This window comes from Mediterraneibacter massiliensis (genome assembly GCF_001487105.1).
Lineage (GTDB): Bacteria > Bacillota > Clostridia > Lachnospirales > Lachnospiraceae > Mediterraneibacter > Mediterraneibacter massiliensis.
Genome location: NZ_LN913001.1, coordinates 828064 through 847130, shown reverse-complemented (window position 1 = coordinate 847130; position 19067 = coordinate 828064). Strand labels below are relative to the sequence as shown.

Sequence of the window (19067 nt, the reverse complement as noted above, 5' to 3'; positions counted from 1 at the left end):
ATATATCAATGAGGTAGTACTATGCGTATTGAACATTTAAATTATTTAGTTGAAGTTGCAAAACATAAATCCATTTCTACAGCTGCCAAAAAATTATACATCAGCCAAACCGGTCTGAGCGCTATCATTAACTCCATCGAAGCCGAACTCAATATTCAACTATTTTATCGAACAAACAAAGGAGTCACGCTTACTGCGGACGGTGAACAGGCAATTTCATTGATGAAAGATATTCTTTCTAAAAACGATGAACTCCATTTTCTCAGTTCTAACGAAAACCAACAGCGACGGATCATCAATCTGGGCGTCTTTCCCGCCGCCACGAATGCTCTCTCCCATTATCTTACTGATATCTGGTCCAGACAGCATAGCCACACACATCTCCATGTTTATGAAGTAGGCTATGAAGATTTACAAAACTGTATCTCCTCTCACCTTGCCAGCATTGTAATTGCTGCAGAATCTACTGCAAACTTCAGTGGTACACAGTTCCAGAATGGAAAAGTATATGTAGAGCCGCTCTGTCAGGATCACTTTTGTGTTCTTGTATCTTCTCAGTCGGAACTTGCAGCAAGAAACGAGGTAGATATAAGTGAGATCATGCATTTACATCTTTTATTGACTCATAACTATCCCAGCCCACAGGATAAACCCATCGGGCATATTCTACACAGCTTTAATACATTTACCGTTCTCAACAACCTGGAAGTCACCAAGCAGATACTGGTTGATAGCCCGGATAAAGTCATCATCACTCCCGCGCTTACTTTAAACCAAGATCCTCTAATCCAAAGCGGTCAGCTTAAAATGCTTGATGTCACGGGATTTGAAAATAACCTGACTATCTTTATGATGTGTGATGTCACTTCCCGGCTAAGCATTCAGGAAACCCTGCTAATGCAGGAAATCCGCAGCTTTTTTTCCACCCTTAAACAATAAAGCTTGCAACCAAGTATACCGGCAGTGCGCAGATGAAAAATATCAAACAATAAAAAAGTCCGTATTTATAAATATCTTTCACTTCAATCCACTTATTACTGTACAGATACGGCGCCATTCCTGAAGATCCTGGTAAAATAAATCCCATCGTCGCTACAAAAATAATGATCATTCCGACTAATGCCGGTGAGAAATAATAGTTTCCTACAAATGGGATAATAACCGTCATCAATACAATACCTGTCGCCATATTACTTCCCACATTGGTCAGGAACATCTGCAAGATCAAAATCGCGGCGAGAAATACAACCGGATTCATTCCTGAAAACAGAGGAGATAAAATATTACTCAGCAGTTCTGTCACGCCTGTCCCCTCTGATGTCAGAGCTCTTGCCGCCGGGATGATCGCCGCGCACATCATTAAAATACTCCAGCTCAATCCGGTAGACGCAGCTTTTGAAAAATCCAAAACCGGCTTGTTTTCATATCTCACAACCATTGCCAGAACAAGTACAAGTGCAAACCATCCTGCCTGAGTAATCCGGTTCAGCAATGCAACAAGCGGCCATTCTGCCGGTAAAACAATTGTTACGAGTACATACGCTACAATTAATCCAAAACATAAGAACAACATTTTATGTTGAAAATTTAACTTCAGTTCGCCTTCTCCTTCCAACTTTTCAACATCAATACCGTTCAACTTTTCAAAATCACACTTAAATACAAATTTCATCGCAAGCAGCCACAAAAGATTAACCAAGCTTTCAATAATAAAGCCAATAATGAAATATGTCACATAGTTGATTCCATATCCTGTCATGTCTTCGAATGTCTGTGCTAATACCAGCCACCAACTCTGGAATGCAAACAACCCTTCATAGATGATACACGATAAGAAACATCCTATGATCATCATAGTACTGTATCTCTCGCCTTTCTTATAGCCGGCCATATCTGCAATATTATAGAAAATTGCCCATGCCAGAATGACAGACGCATTTGAAGAAATCAGCAACGAACAAACTCCAAACACTATCATGTAAACAAATGTGAACAGCATTGGCCGATTTCGCAATACTTTTCTCGTAATAAACCATCGCGCCAGTATCTCCCCTAGTCCACTCTGACTGATTCCCTCTGCAAGGATCAAGATGATCAACATCATCCAAACCAATTCACTTCCAAATCCTGCCGCAATCGCTTCCGTTACAGTGCAATAATCTGACATCCCCAGTGCGATCAGCCCTACCATACTTGGCCAGATAATATCCACTACACAGCATAAATAAATCAAACCGATAAAGATACCTGTCACCTGCATTCCCAGATGTGTCAGCGGTCCGATCGGAGGAAGGTACTGAAATCCAAACATAATTACCAGACCAACCAAAGATTTTACATAATAACTCATGCTTTTACTCTTCATAAAATGTCTTCCTTTCATCCCTTTCTTAATTTAGATGAGCGCTCTTTATATAGTCAGATTATATATCTCGCCACATATTTTGTATAATATTTATATCAACTATCCTGCTAGCACATTTTTCGCTAGCACATTGCACAACTCTATTGTTATAGATATATTTCCTTTTTTCATTTCAATTTCTCATAACTTTCTGGATCATTTATATTTTCAAAAATCTCCTCCGGTACAGGACTTTCACTTACGTCATATCCCGCTTTTTCCAATACACGAAATACACGTCCTTTCCCTCCTTCAATTTCCATTTCTATCAGATCTGCCAGACTCACCTCATAGATTCCCAGCAAAGGTTCTAGCCTCTCGCCATGTTTTACTACCCGTATCGGCTGTCCGTCTCCCAACATCCGACTCTTCCGAAAATCTGTGATCAAAGTTCTTAAAACTTCTACTGTCACCAACGGAACATCTACTGTGATGATCAGACTATACTCCCGCTTACTCTTTCTAAATGCAGCATCCAGTCCTCCCAGCGGCCCTTTTTGAGGATATCTGTCTCTTACGATACACTCTGTACATTCCTTTCCTCTGTAACCGGATACCAATATTTCTTCAATCCCCAACTGTTTTCCTTTTTCAATTTGGATTTGAAGAAATGTCTTTCCCTTATATTTCAGATCTGCTTTGTCAACCCCCATGCGGCTGCTCAATCCGCCCGCCAAAATGGTCATAGATAGTTTCGTTTTGATAAACCAGTAGTCTAATATAAACTCGGCTATGCCCTCCGTATCATTCAGATCCAATACCGGAATCGCTTTATCCGAATCTTGCTTTATCTGAAAATCTGCCGCGACCGCCATCAATTGATACTCTCTACATATCGTTTTTTCTGAATTTTCTCTCCTCACCAGTTCAATTTTCGGGTAGCTGCTGTATTTGAACCCTTCCAGAAGGATAATATCCGCCTCCGGAAAACAAAAGGCAAGCATTTCTTCCGAAACTGCCTCTTGTTGTTTTATGATCATATATTTCGAACCGGAAAACACCGCAGTCCCATAGGCTCCCGCCTGTAGATGCCGATAGGTATCTGTGCCCGGTACATCTGCCTCAAATTCATGTCCGTCATGTTTGATAGTTGCTGTACAAAGTCCGTATTTTTTGAACAACGGAATTAATTTGGTGATCAGCGTCGTCTTCCCAGAATTCTTAACTCCGCTGATTGCAAATAGAAATGGTTGTTTTTTCATAATAAAATCCCTTTCAGTTCTGTCCCAGCGTTTAACGGTCCGCTTCCTGCCGGCACGATAGCCAATACGTCACATCCAATCGCGCTGCTGATCACAACATTGCCCTGTTTCCCAGATATTCTGATCTTTGCAGTGCCGTCGCTGATATCTAATCTTCCGCGCAGCAGACGTGTACACCGACTTGCCTTTGTAAAATCATCCGCCAATGTGACCACAATTTCCTGTGGTATATACTCTTTTCGTCCTGCCAGTTTCCTTAGGACCGGCATGACCACCGCATAAAATCCAGTCAGCGCAGATGCCGGATTGCCTGACAGACCGTAAACAGTCTTTCCATCTTTTTCCCCATAGGCACATGCCATCCCTGGTTTCATCCCCACTCCCTGCACGAGGATATGAATTCCGCTTTGTTCCATTGCTGTCGGCGTCAAGTCATAATCTCCTACGGAAACTCCGCCTGTCAGTAGCAGTGCGTCACAAGTCTGCAACCCCTTTTCAAGCAGTTCCTTGATTTCATTTATCGAATCTCCCGCTCTGCCTAGATAGATCGGTTCACATCCGTTTCTCAATACTTCTGCTGCCAAAAGATATCGATTGGTATTTCTGATCTTGCCTGCCGGAATCTGTTCTTTAGAATCTACCACTTCATTCCCCGTAGAAATCAGTCCAATCCGCGGTCTGCGATATACTTGCGGATAGAAGTCCCCTTGTGAAGCAAGTGTCCCTGCTATTCCACAGTCGATCACTGTTCCCCTTTCTGCCAGCACGTCTCCCAGCCGGATATCTTCTCCTGCACGTACAATATTTTCCCCGTTTTTTACCGGTTCCGTTAAGATCACCTCTTTCTCTGTAAATGTTGTCTTCTCATACATGACAACAACATCTGCTCCTTGTGGAATCGGCGCTCCCGTCAAGATCTTAACTGCTGTTCCCTCGGTAACAACTTTTGTTGGAACTGCTCCCGCCGCAACTTCTTCTAGTATTTTCAGCGTAATCGGATTTTCATACGAAGCTTCTGCGGCATCTTTTGCCCGGAATGCATATCCGTCATACGGCGAACGGTCAAACGCAGGCACATTTTCCGCCGCAACCAAATCTTGTGCCAAAATCCTGCCTGTACAATTTTCCAGTAGAATCCGTTCAATTTCGACAGCCTCTGCCGCATCCAGCATGATGTCTCTTGCCTCTCTAAAATCTATATCCTTTCCTGTTGTTTTCATTTTCTTTTTCTCCCTTAATACTCGATTTTATTATTCATCATATAGGATTTCATTTTGCAGTGTCAACGAATGCACCCCTATCCGGCATATCATTTTTCTCATGCCAGCTACCAGAAAAACTGCTTGCAATTCTTCATTTCTATGACTTAAAACAAAAAACGGACTCCTAAGAGTCCGCAATCCATAACATAATGAAACGATTCTTCAAAAAATCGAAACTGTCTTTCCTTATTCTGCCCTTCTTAACAGATCATATTTTTCTGCCGCATGCTCCAGTTCTACCACTAGTTCCTGTTTTGGGTGTGGAGCACTTTCCTGTTCTTTTCCCTCTGTGTCAGCGATTCTTTTGACAGTCGTCTCAATGTTTCTTCCGTCCGGCTTCATGATCTCGATTTTTTCTCCAACGGAAAATTTGTTGCGCTGTTCGATATGAACGCTGTTTCCCACTGCTTCTTCTACGATTCCCAGATACGTATATTCCTTTACATAGGTATTGCTGTCATAGATCTGGGTATTTTCATCCGGTTTTCCAAAGAAAAATCCCGTAGTGAACTGTCGGTATGTGCAGTTGGATATCTGCTCCAAATACCAAGGCATATTTTTTTCGTACAATCGAGGATCCTTCTGATAATCGTCGATCGCTTTCCTGTATGTTCTTGCCACAGTCGCCACATACAGCGCTGTTTTCATCCTTCCCTCTATTTTCAAGCTGTCCACGCCTGCGTCCAAAAGTTCCGGGATATGGCTGATCATACACAGATCTTTGGAATTAAAAATATACGTTCCTCTTTCGTTTTCATACACCGGCATGTATTCTCCCGGACGCGTCTCCTCCACGACTGCATATTTCCAGCGGCATGGGTGCGTACAGGCGCCTTTATTGGCATCTCTGCCGGTAAAATAATTGCTGAGCAGGCAGCGTCCGGAATAGGATATGCACATCGCCCCATGGACAAATGCCTCGATTTCCAGATCCGCCGGAATCTGCGCTCTGATTTCTTTGATCTCCTGCAGAGACAGTTCTCGCGCCGCCACCACCCGGCTCGCTCCCTGCTTATACCAAAACTGATAGGTTCCGTAGTTTGTATTATTTGCCTGTGTACTGATATGCCGCTCGATTTCCGGGCATATTTCTTTTGCAATCTCAAAAACACCAGGATCTGCAATAATCAGTCCATCCGGCTGTATCTCTTTTAATTCTTCAAAATATGCTCTCACTCCCGCCAGATCTTCATTATGGGCGAGAATATTTGCTGTCACATAAACCTTCACGTCATGGGCATGGGCAAATCCAATGCCTTCTTTCATCTCTTCCATTGTAAAATTTTTTGCTTTCGCCCGCAGTCCGAACGCCTCGCCTCCGATATAAACTGCATCCGCGCCGAATATGACCGCTGTTTTCAGCACTTCCAGGCTGCTTGCGGGAATTAGTAATTCAGGGTGTCTGCTCATTCTTTCTTTTCCTTTCTTACACTGACTGCCACGCCATCCCCTAAGGGAAGGATCGTAGTAAGTAATTCTTCTCTATGCTTCAGTTCGTATAAATATTCTCTCATTCTGGCATGGATCGTACGGTTTCTGCGCTCTACAGCAAATCTGGACTCAATGATTTCTCCGTCCTGCATCACATTATCCGAAACCAGTACACCATCTTTGGCAAGGAGCCGCAATACCTCTGGAAGATAGTGGATATACTGTCCCTTCGCCGCATCCATAAAGATAAAGTCATAGTTTTCTTTTAACTTTTTTAAGACTTCAGCAGCATCGCCTTCCAGTAGAATGATCCTATCCTGCTGTCCTGCACGCAGAAAGTTTTCCTTTGCCACCGGAATCCGCTTTTCATAATTTTCAATTGTCGTTATTCGGCAGTCCGCCGGAGTATACTCACTCATCAACAACGCAGAGAAACCAACCGCTGTCCCTACTTCCAGCACCTTTTTAGGCTTAGTCAGTGTCAGAAGTACTTTAAGGAAGCTCTGCATCTCCTTCCTTATGATCGGCACACGGGACGCAAGAGCTTCCTTCTCTATCGTTTCTAATATTTCGCTGTTCTGCGTTTCAAAAGAGTTGATGAATGTAATGATACGCTCATCTACTATCATATCTTACACATCCACATCCATGATAATCGGAATGACCATTGGTTTCCTCTTTGTTTTTTTCCAGATGAAATCATTCATAGTATCCCGGATCACCAGTTTAATCTTATTCCAGTCCGTATTTCTTCCGGACAAACATGTATCCAAGGCGTCTGACACAACGTTTCTCGCCTCTTCCATAAGTCCTTCCGACTCTCTTACATAGACAAAGCCTCTGGAAACAATATCCGGTCCCGCAAGCAGACGGTTCGTCCTGCGCTCCAGCGTCAGGACTACGATCATGATTCCATCCTCCGCCAAATGCTGTCTGTCACGCAGTACAATATTTCCTACGTCTCCAACGCCGAGTCCGTCTACAAGGATCGCGCCTGTATGCACCTTATCTACAACTTCCGCTTTCTCCTCGCTGACTTCCAGCACATCTCCAGATTGGATGATAAATATATTCTCTTTCGGGATTCCCAGAGATCTTGCGATACCTGCGTTTGCTTTTAAATGTCTGTACTCTCCGTGGACCGGAATCGCATATTTCGGCTTCACAAGAGAGTAGATAAGCTTTAGCTCTTCCTGACAAGCATGCCCGGATACATGCGCATCCTGGAAGATGACTTCCGCCCCTTTTGCCGACAACTCATTGATCACACGAGATACAGATTTTTCATTTCCCGGAATCGGATTCGAGCTGAAAATGATCGTATCATTGGGCTGGATTGTCACTTTGCGATGCACATCCGCCGCCATACGCGACAGCGCCGCCATAGATTCTCCCTGGCTGCCTGTGGTGATCAATACCATCTTCTCCGGCGGATAGTTCTTCATCTGGTCTATCTCGATCAACGTATTATCCGGCACATTCAAGTAGCCTAACTCTGACGCCGTAGAAATGATATTTACCATACTGCGCCCTTCTACTACAACTTTTCTGCCATATTTATACGCAGAGTTGATAATCTGCTGTACACGGTCTACATTAGACGCAAAGGTTGCAATGATCAGACGAGTGTTCTGATGTTCTGCGAAAATATGGTCGAATGTGATCCCCACCGTCTTCTCGGACTGCGTAAAGCCTTTGCGCTCTGCGTTTGTACTGTCTGACATCAGCGCCAGCACGCCTTTCTTGCCGATCTCAGCAAAACGCTGCAGGTCGATTGCATCCCCAAATACCGGTGTGTAATCTACTTTAAAGTCTCCCGTATGCACAACTGTCCCTGCCGGAGAGTAGATTGCCAGGGCAGACGCATCTTGGATACTGTGATTTGTCTTGATAAATTCGATCCTGAATTTTCCAAGATTGATAGACTGCCCGTGGCGCACAACTTTGCGCTTTGTTCCTCTTAACAGATTATGCTCTTTTAACTTGTTTTCTATGATTCCCATCGTCAGCTTTGTCGTATAGATGGGCAGATTGATCTCTTTTAACACATACGGCAGTGCCCCTATATGATCCTCATGCCCGTGCGTGATCACAAAGCCCTTCACTTTGTCTGCATGATCTTTTAAATACGTCACATCCGGTATGACAAGATCAATTCCCAACATATCATCCTCTGGAAATGCAAGTCCACAGTCTACGACGATGATACTGTCCTCATACTCAAATGCTGTAATATTCATACCAATCTGTTCAAGCCCTCCCAGCGGTATGATACGTAACTTCCCTTTATACTCTTTTTTCAAAAATCCAACACCTCCATAAATAGTATGTAATTTTCCTACTTTTCACAAAAGGAGTGTCTGCGTTTTCTTTGCACACGAAAAGAACGTGCCACGGCTCGTCCTTCGCCTCGGCACAATCAGGTAATCTGCCTCTAAGCGTTGTTTTGTTTTTCCTTCTTCAAACACTCTTTACACTGTCCGTAAAATTTCAGTTCATGATCCAATACATGAAAGCCGGATGCCTCCTCGATATGACGTTCCAGTTCCTCCAAAAGGTCATCTTCAAAAGGAATCACCCTCTTGCATGTCCGACAGATCAAATGGTGGTGATTATGTCTCATCTCTCCTTCCAAAAGATGTCCGATCTCATAACGCACACAGCCATCATCCAGATTGATGCGATCCACTAACTGCATATCCCACAAAAGCTGTACAGCCCGATATACTGTTGCCAGACCAATCTCTGGATAGTCTGCTGACACCAGTTCATAAATATCTTCCACCGTCATGTGTCTGCCCTTGTTTTCCGCCAGGACCGACAGCACAAACAACCTCTGCTGCGTAACTTTCAATCCTTTTTCCTTTAATTTTGCTTTCAGCAGTTCCTGCACCTTTTTCTGTTCCATCAGCAATACTCCATTTTATGCTGTAAGTACTCTTCCCTCATGAAAGAGCAATCTATTGTAAATATCCAAGAGGATTTTACATTTCAATATCCACATCCCCCAGCAGTTCCTCAAAGACTTTTGACACTGCCAGAAGTTCTGTTTCATCTTCAACGATCTCATATACACTTTCTGATGACGCACTGTCATTGATTTCTTTTAAGATCAGACATTCCGCATCATCTTCCTTAGAATCCGTTACAAGTATGTAGACAAAGCCACCTATCTTTGTTTGTTCCAATACAAAAAACGCAGTCTCCCCGCTTCCATCTCCAAATGCAAATTTAATCTTCTCCATATAAACTCCCCGTATATATAGAATCCAAATATCCCTGCAGTATAAACACTGCTGCAATCTTATCGATATATTTTTTACGGTTCTCCCGTCTTACACGGCTCTCTATCAATGTGCGTTCTGCCTCTACTGTCGTCAGTCTCTCATCCCACATGATCACTTCGAGCCCTGTTCGACGCACAAGCATATCGCGAAATTCCAATGCTTTTTCTGCACGCTCTCCAATATCATTATTCATATGTTTGGGAAAACCAAGCACGATCCTCTCCACTTCGTATTCTTTCACCAGTTCTTCAATACGAGCTAAAGTACGGCGCAGCTTGTTTTCCTCTTTCCGTTCGATCGTCTCTACACCCTGGGCAGTCAGACCAAGTGCATCGCTGATCGCGACGCCCACTGTCTTCGTACCGTAATCCAGTCCCATGATCCTCATGACAGATTATTCCCAGGATTGATGCTCGATATACGCTTTTAAAAGCTCTTCTACCAACTCGTCGCGCTCTACTTTCATGATCAGACTCCGCGCCCCGTTATAACTGGTGATATATGTCGGGTCACCGGACATGATATATCCTACAATCTGATTCACCGGATTATACCCCTTTTCCTTGAGTGCCTTAAACACGATTTCCAATATATCTTTTGCGGAAATCTGCGGTCCCGGCTCCACCTGGAAAAACTGGGTATTGCTTAAATCGCCCATTTCTACTCCTCCTTTTATCTGCATTGTTTATATTTTACATTTTTCATCAGGATTCTGACAAAAATGCCAAGCCTTCTATGTACAATTCTAATATAAGGCCCTTCAAAATTCAATGAATAATTTGCAAATCATTGTCAATTTGAACTTTTATGATACAATTTTGTAAATTTCTATCATCTTCTAGTGCAATTTTCATATATTCTTTCGTGTGTCCCGTCCACACTTTCTTTCCCTCATACCGAATCTGTTCTTCAATCAGTACTTCTGCTTCCTTCCCCTTATATTCCCGGATATATTTCCTGCGATGCTTTTCTCCCAGTTCTATAAGAACAGCGCTTCTCTGGGCTTTTATTTCTTCAGATACCTGGGCTTCCATAACAGCAGCTTTTGTGCCTTCTCTTTTTGAGTACTTGAAAATATGAGTCTCATAAAAACCGATCTTATCAATGAACTGCCGTGTCATCTCAAATTCTTCTTCTGTCTCTCCGGGGAAGCCAACGATCACATCTGTCGTCAGGGCGGGATGCTGAAAATACTTCCTGAGAAGCTGGCATTTTTCCGCGTATTCCTCGCTTGTATATCTGCGGTTCATCCGCTTTAATGTGGCGTCACATCCGCTTTGCATCGACAGATGAAAGTGCGGGCATATCTTCTCAAGCCCTGCAAGTGTCGCTGCAAATTCTTCTGTTACAATCCGCGGTTCCAAGGAGCCAAGACGTATCCTCTTGATTCCTTCCACCTCATGGACCGCCAAGATCAAGGAAAGAAGATCCTCTTTTTCATCTGAAATATCCACCCCATAAGAGCTCAAATGGATTCCCGTAAGTACGATCTCCTGATAGCCATTCTTCGCAAGCGTCCTTACTTCTCTTAACACATCTTCTTTGGCCCTGCTGCGAACCCGTCCTCTGGCATAGGGAATGATACAGTAGGAGCAAAACTGATTGCATCCATCCTGCACTTTGATATAAGCACGAGTATGTTCCTGCGGCTTAGTGACCGACATATTCTCATACTCATTTGTATGGTTTATATCGATCAGATCCTCTATCTCTGCATGTTTCTTTCTTTTCTGCTGTGTAAAATAGGTTTCGAGCACAGCGACCAGATCTTTTTTTCTATTATTGCCAAGCACGATATCTATACATGGATCCTTTTCTCCCTTTTTATCCTGTGCCTGCACATAACAGCCCGCTGCGACGACGACTGCGTCCGGATTGAACTTTCTGGCACGATGGAGCATTTGTCGTGATTTCCTATCTGCTATATTTGTAACTGTGCAGGTATTGATGACATAGACATCAGCCCCTTCTTTAAAAGGGACGATCTCATATCCCGCTTTTTCCAACATTTCCTGCATAGCCTCTGTCTCATAGGCATTTACTTTACACCCTAGATTGTGCAACGCTGCTTTTTTCATTGTTCTATTTCCTTCTTTTTCCTTCTTTGTTTCTTGACTTTTAAACTATCATCCCGTAGAATATATATATGGTCTGCGAGGGCCTGCAGTATCTATATCAAGGAGGGACGGTAACATGAAGACTGTACAGATTTCTTTAAATTCTATCGACAAAGTAAAGTCATTCGTCAATGAGATTACCAAATATGATAATGACTTTGATCTAGTATCCGGAAGATATGTAATAGATGCAAAATCAATCATGGGTATTTTCAGCCTGGATCTTTCTAAGCCGATTGATTTAAACATCCATGCAGATGGAGATTTAGATAATATTATGAAAGCGCTGGAGCCTTACATTATCAAATAATCCAATATGCATTGGTACAAAAGCTGTCTCTTTTCAGAGACAGCTTTTCTTTTGCGTAAATTTCTCTATCTCACCTGTATGATCTCCGCAGACTCTACTGCCTGGCGGAAAAGTTCTTCAATCTTTTCTTTCAGATTCTCTTCGGATTTCTCGATCCTTTCCAGATTTGGTTTTGTCACAGGATGTTTTGCCACAAAGATCGTACAACAGTCCTCAAAAGGCTGGATGGAAGTTTCGTAGGTATCTATCTTTTCAGAAATTTCCACGATTTCTTTCTTGTCAAATCCGATCAAAGGCCGATACACCGGAAGCGTACACACAGCATTTGTCACCGCCAGACTCTGCATTGTCTGACTCGCCACCTGACCGATACTTTCCCCTGTCACCAATCCAAGACATCCATCCTTCTTTGCAAAATGTTCTGCGATCTTCATCATATACCGCCGCATGATGATTGTCAGTTCCTCATGGGGACACTGCTCATAAATATACAGCTGAATATCTGTAAAATTCACAACATGCAGCTTGATCGGCCCTGCATATCCGGCGACAATCCTGGCAAGATCCACCACTTTTTCTTTTGCACGTTCGCTTGTGTAAGGAGGCGCATGAAAATAAGTCGCCTCCAGTTCCACGCCCCGCTTTGCCACCATATATCCGGCAACCGGGCTGTCGATCCCGCCTGACAGCAAAAGCATAGCGCTTCCGTTTGTTCCCACCGGCATTCCGCCCGGTCCCGGAATGATCTGTGAATACAGATAAATTTCTTCCCGGATCTCTACATTCAGACGGATATCTGGTTCATGCACATCCACCTTCATTTCCGGAAAAGTATCTAAGATCGCGCCGCCAAGTTCACAGTTGATCTCCATGGAATTCATCGGATACTGCTTCTTTGCTCTTCTTGCCTCTACCTTAAATGTCTTATTTTTATCCGGATATGACGCATCTATAAAACGAATCACATCTTTTTTTAGTTCTTCAAACCCTCTATCTTCCAGACGAACGACTGGACAGATTCCCACGATCCCAAAAACTCTTTTCAGGCTTTCTACTGTCTCTTCATAGTCATACGCGCCTTCACAGTCTACATAAACCCGGCCGTGACATTTGTGCACGCAGAACGTACCGTCTATCTCCTTTAAGGCAAACTTGATCTGCCGGATCAAGGCGTCTTCAAACAAATATCTGTTCTTCCCTTTAATCCCGATCTCCCCGTATTTTATCAAAAATGAATGATATTCCATTTTCCTCTCCTTTGCAAAACTTTCTTCAACAGACTCTGCAGCACTTCTTCTGTCTTTTAATGTCTCGTATATTTCCGAAGTACCGGTACACAATTATATAGTGTTTCTAATGTATAGTCAATTTCTTCTTTTGTCGTAAACTCTGACATACTGAATCTTAAGGTTGCGTCCAGGTATTCTCTGGCCGCTCCGATCCCTTTTAACACACCGCTGATCGATGGATGATTGGAGGAACACGCAGACCCGGAAGAAACATAGATACCTTTTTCTTCCAGTGCATGCAAAAGAACCTCGCTTCTGACCCCTGCTACTCCTAGACTGATGATATGTGGAGCACTGTTTTCATCCGTCAGCCCGTGCACTGTTGTATCTTCTATTTTCGATATTCCTTCAAGAAAATATTCTTTCAACTCTCTCATTAAGGCAACTTTCACATCCAGATCCTGATAGATTTTTAAAGAGGCAAGTCCAAGCCCCGCGATTCCCGGTACATTCTCTGTGCCGGAGCGGATATTTTTCTGCTGTTCTCCTCCAAATACGATCGGCTGTATTTTCACCTTTTCCCCGATATAGAGAAAGCCGATTCCTTTAGGTCCATGTATCTTATGACCGCTTGCTGTCAAAAGATCGATCCCTGTCCGTTTCGGATAAATGTGATATTTCCCAAATCCCTGCACGGCATCTGAATGGAATAGAATCCGCGGATCATACTGTTTTACGATTTTTGCTGCTTCTTCTACTGGCTGCACAGAGCCCACTTCATTATTCACATACATGACAGAAACTAATATCGTATCTTCACACAGCGCTTCTTGCAAAGCATCCAGTCTGATCCTTCCATTTTCATCTACCGGAAGATAGGTAACCCGAAACCCTTCTTCTTCCAGATGACGCATCGTATTTAAGACAGCCGGATGCTCGATGGAGGAAGTGATCAGATGATTTCCCGCCCTCCGATTGGCTCTGGCACAGCCAATCAAGGCCAGATTGTCGCTTTCCGTGCCTCCGGAAGTAAAATATATTTCCTTCGGAGCCACTTTTAAGATCTTGGCGATTCGTTCTTTTGCCTCTTTGACATAATGTTCTGCCTCCACGCCCTTTTTGTGCATGGAGGACGGGTTTCCATAATCCTGGCACATGACCTTATATACCAGCTCTCCCACTTCCGGATAGCATCTGGTCGTAGCGGAGTTATCCAAATAGATTTCCATAACATTTCTTCCTTTACTTCTTCTTACTATATAGACTATGAAATTATCCTTCCAGGTGATACATGAGTATGGACAGAGCCGCAAGCCCCGCCGTCTCCGTCCGTAAAATACGTTTTCCAAGGGTGATGGCAGAGGCGCCTGCTTCTTTTGCCTGCTCCACTTCCCATTGTTCGAATCCTCCCTCAGGCCCTATAAAGATTCCTACAGACTGTCCAGGGCGGATATGGGAAAAAATTTCCTTTGTCCTTTCCATTCCTTCCGCCAATTCATATGGAATAACAAGCACATCCATCTCCCTGCCGCGTGTGAGCGCTTCCTTCCAGCTCATGACCGGGCATACTTCCGGTACCCTCCCCCTGCCGGACTGTTCGGCAGCTCCTTTGGCGATCAGATTCCATCTCTGTATCTTACGTGTGCTTTTCTTTTCATCTAATTTCACAACACTTCGTTTTGTCTCCACAGGAATGACTTCATACACACCCAATTCCACCGCTTTTTGTACGATCCACTCCATCTTGTCCCCTTTAGGAAGTCCCTGGAACAGATACAGTCTGGCCGGCAGTTCTGTGTCATTTTCCTGCTTCTTCAATATATCCAATACGGCTGTGCCTGACTCGAATGTCTCTAGGCAGCATAAATACGTGTTTCCTTCATTATCACCGACTGTCACATCTTCTCCCGCCCTCATGCGCAGGACATTCTTCATATGGCTGACATCCCCGCCTGTCAGATAGATCTTATTTTCCCTGATACAGGACGGGTCTGCAAAAAAATGATGCATACTGTACAAACTCCTTTAATTTTTTCTCGCGGTCACGCAGACCCATTCTCCCTGGTATGTCACCTGCAGGACTTCCAGTCCGGCTTTTTCCACCGCTTCTACCACTGTCTGCTCTTTATCGTCTATGATGCCGCTGGTAATGTAGATCCCTCCCTTTTTCAGCTGATGGACGATCACCGGCGTCAACTCTGTCAGTACGTCAGCCAGAATATTGGCGACAACGATATCATAACATGCATACCCGACTCTATCCTGTATCTGCTTATCATCGATGATATTTCCGATCATAACCTCATACTGCTCTTTGGATATCCCGTTTTCTCTCATATTCTCATACGTGGCTTCGATCGCGCACGGATCCAGATCGGTCCCTACACTGTAAGCAGCGCCAAACTTCAACGCTAACATACCCAAAATACCACTTCCGCATCCTACATCTAAGATCTTCGTATGCTCGTTTACATATTTCCTGATCTGTCGGATACAAAGCTGGGTCGTCTCATGCATCCCTGTGCCAAACGCAGTCCCCGGATCTATATGGATCACCAGTTTATCTTCATCCTCCGGCTTCACCTGCTCCCAGGAAGGAATGATCAATATATCATCCACATAAAACTGGTGGAAATACTGTTTCCAATTATTCACCCAGTCCACATCTTCTGTCTGGGACTCCTCAATCGTCAGATCTCCTGCTTCTACATATGTCCGGATTTCCTCTAACTCAGCTCTTACACGGGCAAGAAGCGGCTCCTTCTCTTCTCCCTCTTCCAGATAGAAGCTCAAATACGCCGTCCCGTCGTCCGCCTCTGTTTCCGGCAGGATATCTACGAACATCTGCTCCTTATCAGACTGGCTTAAAGGGATCTTATCCTCTATTTCTACCCCCTGTATCCCCAGATCCATCAACATGCTGCTGACGATATCCTCCGCCTGTGTTGTTGTCTTTAACCGAAATTTATTCCATTTCATTTTTCTTCCTCCTGAAACCATATATTCAGATCCACATTTCCTTCAATTCCCGGCACTGCTCCCGTCTCTGAATACTGCCACATAGAAAACGCATAAGGACACTGTGGTTTCGCTTCATAATCTGCATACCATATATCGTACTCTGTCAGCCTCTCCATGTAAAGCGTAAATGCCATCCATTTCATATTGGCATAGATCATCGTATCATATCCCGCATCCTCGATCTCCTCACAGAACACCTTACAGTTTTCCGTATATTGTTCCCGCGTATTTCCATCTGTCCGCGCCGTATCCCCCTTGATCTCCTCTGTGTCAAAGACGACCGGCAATTCCAGTTTTTTCCCTTCCAACTGCGCTAAGACAAACGCAGCTTCCTCTTTTGCCTCTGTATCAGAAACTGCCTGGGAGAAAAAATATACACCTGTCTTTAGTCCTGCTTTCTGCGCTCCTTCTATATTCTGTTCAAACTTCGCATCCAGTACAAGTTTTCCTTCTTCTCCATATCCCCGGTATCCAAGCCGGATCACCGCAAAAGACATACCGCTTTCTTTTACAGCTTTCCAATCGATCTCTCCCTGAAATTCCGACACGTCGATCCCCGGTATAGAAAAGAAAGCGTTCTCCTCATCTTCATAATATGTATATCCGCCTTTTTCTTGTAAATATCTGTAATCATATTGGCACTTCGGCACATCCGGCAGCAATTCCGCCTCATACTTCTGACCATATACATCCACAAATGTATATGTATCTTTTGTTTCTTCCTGTCTTGTCTGTTCTCCTACGGCTTCTTTTCCTGTGACTTGTTCTGTCATTGTCTCCTGCCCTTTTGCCCGACAAGATGTCAAACAAAGCATCCATAAAAGTGTCATACATACCCGATAGATTTTCTTTTCCATGCTCACCTTTTCTTAATATGAATCTCGTCTCCTGCCTGTATCACGCCGCCGCTTATCACCTTCGCAAAAATGCCTTCCCTTGGCATGATACAGTCGCCCATTTTCTGATAGATCTCACAGCCATGATGACATTTCTTTCCGATTTGCGTAACTTCCAATAATACATCATTACAGGACAGATATGTTCCCACCGGAAGATTTCTAAGGTCGATCCCCTGAACGATCAAATTTTCCCCAAAGGCTCCTTCTGAGATCTCCGCTCCTTTTTCCTTAAATGCTTCTATTTTCTCATATGCAAGAAGGCTTACCTGCCGATGCCATTTTCCAGCATGGGCATCTCCTTCTATCCCATGATCCGCGATAAATTTTCCCTTTTTTATGTTCTTTTTCTGTGTTCCTTTTTCTGTACTTACACAGACTGCTATTATACGTCCCATATCATCCTCCGATTTCAGACATTCCTTTTTGTTCTATCATTTCTTGTCCTTGTATATTTTCTTCCGTATTTTCTGTGTCTGCAAACTGATGACAAAGCGGCTTTTCTGCGATTGCTTTTAAAAATGCCTTCTCTATTTCACTGTCGGAGGCGCCGCTTCTCAACAGGCTTTTCAGATCTATGCCTGTACTGTACTGCAGACAGGTCTTCAGATACCCCTGAGCAGTCATTCTCACCCGGTTGCAGCTGTCACAAAACTGATGTGACACAGCGCTGATAAACCCTACCTTTTCCTTCAGTTTCTCGAACCGATAGTATACGGCAGGACCATTGCCGAAACTGCCTTCTTCTCGTTCAGCTTCCCCATATTCTCTCTCCAAAAGCTTCCGCAGTTCCACCTGACTCCTTCCGCCGCAGCATTTGCCAAGTCCCACCGGCATCATTTCAATAAAACGCACGCACACACCTGTCTGGGACGCAAACCGTACCAGAGACAAAATCTGTGCGTCCTGCATTTCCTCAAGCGGCACACAATTCAGCTTCACCGTCAGTTCCGGATACGAACAAGCCTTTTTTATCCCCTTAAGGACCGGCGCCAAATCTCCGCAGCGTGTGATCCTTTTATAGACTGTCTCATCCACTGTATCCAGACTTATATTCACCGCGTCTAGTCCGCTTTTTACCAAACTGTCGATCTGTTCGTTCAGAAGTCCGCCGTTTGTCGTCAGCGTCACTTGCTCTATCCCCGGCACTGCTTTCAACATCCTGATGAGTGCAGCAATGTTTTTTCTAACAAGTGGTTCACCTCCGGTGATCTTAATCCTGCTGATCCCTTTTCCAGCTCCGATCCGCGCGATACGGACGATTTCATCAAAGGTCAGTATTTCCTTGTGCGTCGTCTGCCTGATCCCGTCCGCCGGCATACAATATATACAGCGCAGATTACAGCGATCCGTGACAGAAATACGCATATATGTGATCTGTCTGCCATAACTGTCTTTAAACATGATTTCCACATTCTCCTTCACTGCCGGACAAAATCCCCAGCCCATGTCCTAAGGCAGGCAGAATACAGGCAAGATTTTCTCTTACTGCCTTGGGGCTTCCCGGAAGATTGACGATCAATGTCCTCTTTCGTATGACAGATACGCCCCGGCTCAACATCGCCCGCGGCGTAATCTGAAGCGACGCGGCGCGCATTGCCTCCGCGATACCCGGAACCTGTCTTTCCCCCACCGCCAAAGTAGCCTCCGGCGTCCGGTCTCTCATAGAAAAACCCGTACCGCCTGTCGTCAAAACTAAATCCGCTCTTTTTTCGTCACATAGTTTACATAGACACTTCTCTATTTCTTCCTGTTCATCCGGAAGCAGGATCTGCTCCGTCACTTCATAGTCCTCGGTCTCTAACATCTCTTTGATCAACGGTCCGCTTTTATCTTCTCTTTCTCCTGCGTAGCTTTTGTCACTCAACGTGATAACCGCCGCTTTCCATTTCTTTTCCATTCTTTAAC

General features: G+C 44.1%; 21 protein-coding genes. 2 read left to right on the top strand and 19 right to left on the bottom strand.

What is annotated here, in order from left to right; genetic code table 11:
• Positions 1–21: 21 nt before the first annotated feature.
• Positions 22–939 (top strand): LysR family transcriptional regulator, encoded by a 918-nt coding sequence (locus BN3282_RS08255; protein WP_059068234.1) that lies wholly within the window; start codon positions 22–24, stop codon positions 937–939.
• On the opposite strand, the gene BN3282_RS08250 is transcribed toward BN3282_RS08255, so the two are convergent.
• The 11 genes from BN3282_RS08250 to mtaB all read right to left on the bottom strand — a co-directional run bounded on the left by BN3282_RS08250 (position 929) and on the right by mtaB (position 11664).
• The gene (locus tag BN3282_RS08250; protein WP_059068232.1) at positions 929–2365 is read right to left on the bottom strand and encodes an SLC13 family permease; all 1437 of its coding nucleotides are present in this window, start codon (positions 2363–2365) and stop codon (positions 929–931) included. The two genes, BN3282_RS08255 and BN3282_RS08250, sit on opposite strands and share 11 nt — an antisense overlap.
• A 167-nt stretch (positions 2366–2532) precedes the next feature.
• The gene (mobB, locus tag BN3282_RS15045; RefSeq protein WP_082667508.1) at positions 2533–3606 is read right to left on the bottom strand and encodes a molybdopterin-guanine dinucleotide biosynthesis protein B; all 1074 of its coding nucleotides are present in this window, start codon (positions 3604–3606) and stop codon (positions 2533–2535) included.
• Complete coding sequence (locus BN3282_RS08240) at positions 3603–4826, bottom strand: molybdopterin molybdotransferase MoeA (RefSeq protein ID WP_059068229.1); 1224 nt, start codon at positions 4824–4826, stop codon at positions 3603–3605. The genes mobB and BN3282_RS08240 overlap by 4 nt, the downstream gene beginning before the upstream one ends.
• Positions 4827–5054: 228 nt before the next feature.
• On the bottom strand, positions 5055–6278 hold the full coding sequence (locus BN3282_RS08235; protein WP_059068227.1) for a peptidase U32 family protein: 1224 nt from the start codon (positions 6276–6278) through the stop codon (positions 5055–5057).
• A complete protein-coding gene (locus BN3282_RS08230; RefSeq protein WP_059068225.1) occupies positions 6275–6928 on the bottom strand; it encodes an O-methyltransferase in 654 nt (217 codons plus the stop codon). Before BN3282_RS08230 ends, BN3282_RS08235 begins: the two co-directional genes overlap by 4 nt.
• Positions 6929–6931: 3 nt before the next feature.
• Positions 6932–8602, bottom strand: a complete 1671-nt coding sequence (locus BN3282_RS08225; protein WP_059068223.1) for a ribonuclease J — start codon at positions 8600–8602, stop codon at positions 6932–6934.
• A 131-nt stretch (positions 8603–8733) separates the two neighbouring features.
• On the bottom strand, positions 8734–9207 hold the full coding sequence (locus BN3282_RS08220; protein WP_059068221.1) for a Fur family transcriptional regulator: 474 nt from the start codon (positions 9205–9207) through the stop codon (positions 8734–8736).
• Positions 9208–9283: 76 nt separating this feature from the next.
• Positions 9284–9544, bottom strand: coding sequence for a DUF1292 domain-containing protein (locus tag BN3282_RS08215; RefSeq protein WP_059068219.1), 261 nt, complete (start codon positions 9542–9544; stop codon positions 9284–9286).
• A complete protein-coding gene (gene ruvX, locus BN3282_RS08210) occupies positions 9531–9974 on the bottom strand; it encodes a Holliday junction resolvase RuvX (RefSeq protein WP_059068216.1) in 444 nt (147 codons plus the stop codon). Before ruvX ends, BN3282_RS08215 begins: the two co-directional genes overlap by 14 nt.
• A gap of 6 nt (positions 9975–9980) precedes the next feature.
• A complete protein-coding gene (locus BN3282_RS08205; RefSeq protein ID WP_059068214.1) occupies positions 9981–10244 on the bottom strand; it encodes an IreB family regulatory phosphoprotein in 264 nt (87 codons plus the stop codon).
• Positions 10245–10353: 109 nt separating this feature from the next.
• On the bottom strand, positions 10354–11664 hold the full coding sequence (gene mtaB, locus BN3282_RS08200; RefSeq protein ID WP_059068212.1) for a tRNA (N(6)-L-threonylcarbamoyladenosine(37)-C(2))-methylthiotransferase MtaB: 1311 nt from the start codon (positions 11662–11664) through the stop codon (positions 10354–10356).
• Positions 11665–11779: 115 nt separating this feature from the next.
• On the opposite strand from mtaB, the gene BN3282_RS08195 reads away from it, so the two are divergent.
• Positions 11780–12013 carry an HPr family phosphocarrier protein gene (locus BN3282_RS08195; protein WP_059068210.1) on the top strand — a complete coding sequence of 78 codons (234 nt, stop codon included), beginning with the start codon at positions 11780–11782 and terminating at the stop codon, positions 12011–12013.
• A 65-nt stretch (positions 12014–12078) separates the two neighbouring features.
• On the opposite strand, the gene thiI is transcribed toward BN3282_RS08195, so the two are convergent.
• From thiI to mog, 8 genes are read right to left on the bottom strand one after another with little or no spacing between them, the layout of a single operon-like run.
• Entirely contained in the window at positions 12079–13260 is a 1182-nt protein-coding gene (thiI, locus tag BN3282_RS08190; protein WP_059068208.1) for a tRNA uracil 4-sulfurtransferase ThiI, read from the bottom strand.
• 56 nt (positions 13261–13316) lie between these two features.
• Positions 13317–14471, bottom strand: a complete 1155-nt coding sequence (locus BN3282_RS08185) for a cysteine desulfurase family protein (protein ID WP_059068206.1) — start codon at positions 14469–14471, stop codon at positions 13317–13319.
• Positions 14472–14514: 43 nt separating this feature from the next.
• A complete protein-coding gene (locus BN3282_RS08180) occupies positions 14515–15252 on the bottom strand; it encodes a 16S rRNA (uracil(1498)-N(3))-methyltransferase (protein WP_059068204.1) in 738 nt (245 codons plus the stop codon).
• A 15-nt stretch (positions 15253–15267) separates the two neighbouring features.
• Positions 15268–16221 (bottom strand): 50S ribosomal protein L11 methyltransferase, encoded by a 954-nt coding sequence (prmA, locus tag BN3282_RS08175; RefSeq protein WP_059068202.1) that lies wholly within the window; start codon positions 16219–16221, stop codon positions 15268–15270.
• A complete protein-coding gene (locus tag BN3282_RS08170; RefSeq protein ID WP_082667507.1) occupies positions 16218–17120 on the bottom strand; it encodes a glycoside hydrolase family 25 protein in 903 nt (300 codons plus the stop codon). The genes prmA and BN3282_RS08170 overlap by 4 nt, the downstream gene beginning before the upstream one ends.
• A gap of 2 nt (positions 17121–17122) precedes the next feature.
• A complete protein-coding gene (locus BN3282_RS08165; RefSeq protein ID WP_059068197.1) occupies positions 17123–17557 on the bottom strand; it encodes an MOSC domain-containing protein in 435 nt (144 codons plus the stop codon).
• Between the two features lies 1 nt (position 17558).
• Positions 17559–18608, bottom strand: coding sequence for a GTP 3',8-cyclase MoaA (gene moaA / locus BN3282_RS08160; RefSeq protein ID WP_242866621.1), 1050 nt, complete (start codon positions 18606–18608; stop codon positions 17559–17561).
• Entirely contained in the window at positions 18556–19059 is a 504-nt protein-coding gene (gene mog, locus BN3282_RS08155) for a molybdopterin adenylyltransferase (protein WP_059068193.1), read from the bottom strand. The genes moaA and mog overlap by 53 nt, the downstream gene beginning before the upstream one ends.
• Between the last annotated feature and the right edge of the window lie 8 nt (positions 19060–19067).

What these genes read in the sequence shown, in the direction of transcription:
- mog (WP_059068193.1), bottom strand. Translation starts at nt 19,059, where the DNA reads ATGGAAAAGAAATGGAAAGCGGCGGTTATCACGTTGAGTGACAAAAGC.
- BN3282_RS08255 (WP_059068234.1), top strand. Translation starts at nt 22, where the DNA reads ATGCGTATTGAACATTTAAATTATTTAGTTGAAGTTGCAAAACATAAA.
- BN3282_RS08185 (WP_059068206.1), bottom strand. Translation starts at nt 14,471, where the DNA reads ATGGAAATCTATTTGGATAACTCCGCTACGACCAGATGCTATCCGGAA.
- BN3282_RS08165 (WP_059068197.1), bottom strand. Translation starts at nt 17,557, where the DNA reads ATGGGACGTATAATAGCAGTCTGTGTAAGTACAGAAAAAGGAACACAG.
- BN3282_RS08195 (WP_059068210.1), top strand. Translation starts at nt 11,780, where the DNA reads ATGAAGACTGTACAGATTTCTTTAAATTCTATCGACAAAGTAAAGTCA.
- thiI (WP_059068208.1), bottom strand. Translation starts at nt 13,260, where the DNA reads ATGGAATATCATTCATTTTTGATAAAATACGGGGAGATCGGGATTAAA.
- BN3282_RS08235 (WP_059068227.1), bottom strand. Translation starts at nt 6,278, where the DNA reads ATGAGCAGACACCCTGAATTACTAATTCCCGCAAGCAGCCTGGAAGTG.
- mtaB (WP_059068212.1), bottom strand. Translation starts at nt 11,664, where the DNA reads ATGAAAAAAGCAGCGTTGCACAATCTAGGGTGTAAAGTAAATGCCTAT.
- prmA (WP_059068202.1), bottom strand. Translation starts at nt 16,221, where the DNA reads ATGAAATGGAATAAATTTCGGTTAAAGACAACAACACAGGCGGAGGAT.
- moaA (WP_242866621.1), bottom strand. Translation starts at nt 18,608, where the DNA reads ATGGGCTGGGGATTTTGTCCGGCAGTGAAGGAGAATGTGGAAATCATG.
- BN3282_RS08205 (WP_059068214.1), bottom strand. Translation starts at nt 10,244, where the DNA reads ATGGGCGATTTAAGCAATACCCAGTTTTTCCAGGTGGAGCCGGGACCG.
- BN3282_RS08250 (WP_059068232.1), bottom strand. Translation starts at nt 2,365, where the DNA reads ATGAAGAGTAAAAGCATGAGTTATTATGTAAAATCTTTGGTTGGTCTG.
- BN3282_RS08230 (WP_059068225.1), bottom strand. Translation starts at nt 6,928, where the DNA reads ATGATAGTAGATGAGCGTATCATTACATTCATCAACTCTTTTGAAACG.
- BN3282_RS08180 (WP_059068204.1), bottom strand. Translation starts at nt 15,252, where the DNA reads ATGCATCATTTTTTTGCAGACCCGTCCTGTATCAGGGAAAATAAGATC.
- mobB (WP_082667508.1), bottom strand. Translation starts at nt 3,606, where the DNA reads ATGAAAAAACAACCATTTCTATTTGCAATCAGCGGAGTTAAGAATTCT.
- BN3282_RS08170 (WP_082667507.1), bottom strand. Translation starts at nt 17,120, where the DNA reads ATGGAAAAGAAAATCTATCGGGTATGTATGACACTTTTATGGATGCTT.
- ruvX (WP_059068216.1), bottom strand. Translation starts at nt 9,974, where the DNA reads ATGAGGATCATGGGACTGGATTACGGTACGAAGACAGTGGGCGTCGCG.
- BN3282_RS08220 (WP_059068221.1), bottom strand. Translation starts at nt 9,207, where the DNA reads ATGGAACAGAAAAAGGTGCAGGAACTGCTGAAAGCAAAATTAAAGGAA.
- BN3282_RS08240 (WP_059068229.1), bottom strand. Translation starts at nt 4,826, where the DNA reads ATGAAAACAACAGGAAAGGATATAGATTTTAGAGAGGCAAGAGACATC.
- BN3282_RS08215 (WP_059068219.1), bottom strand. Translation starts at nt 9,544, where the DNA reads ATGGAGAAGATTAAATTTGCATTTGGAGATGGAAGCGGGGAGACTGCG.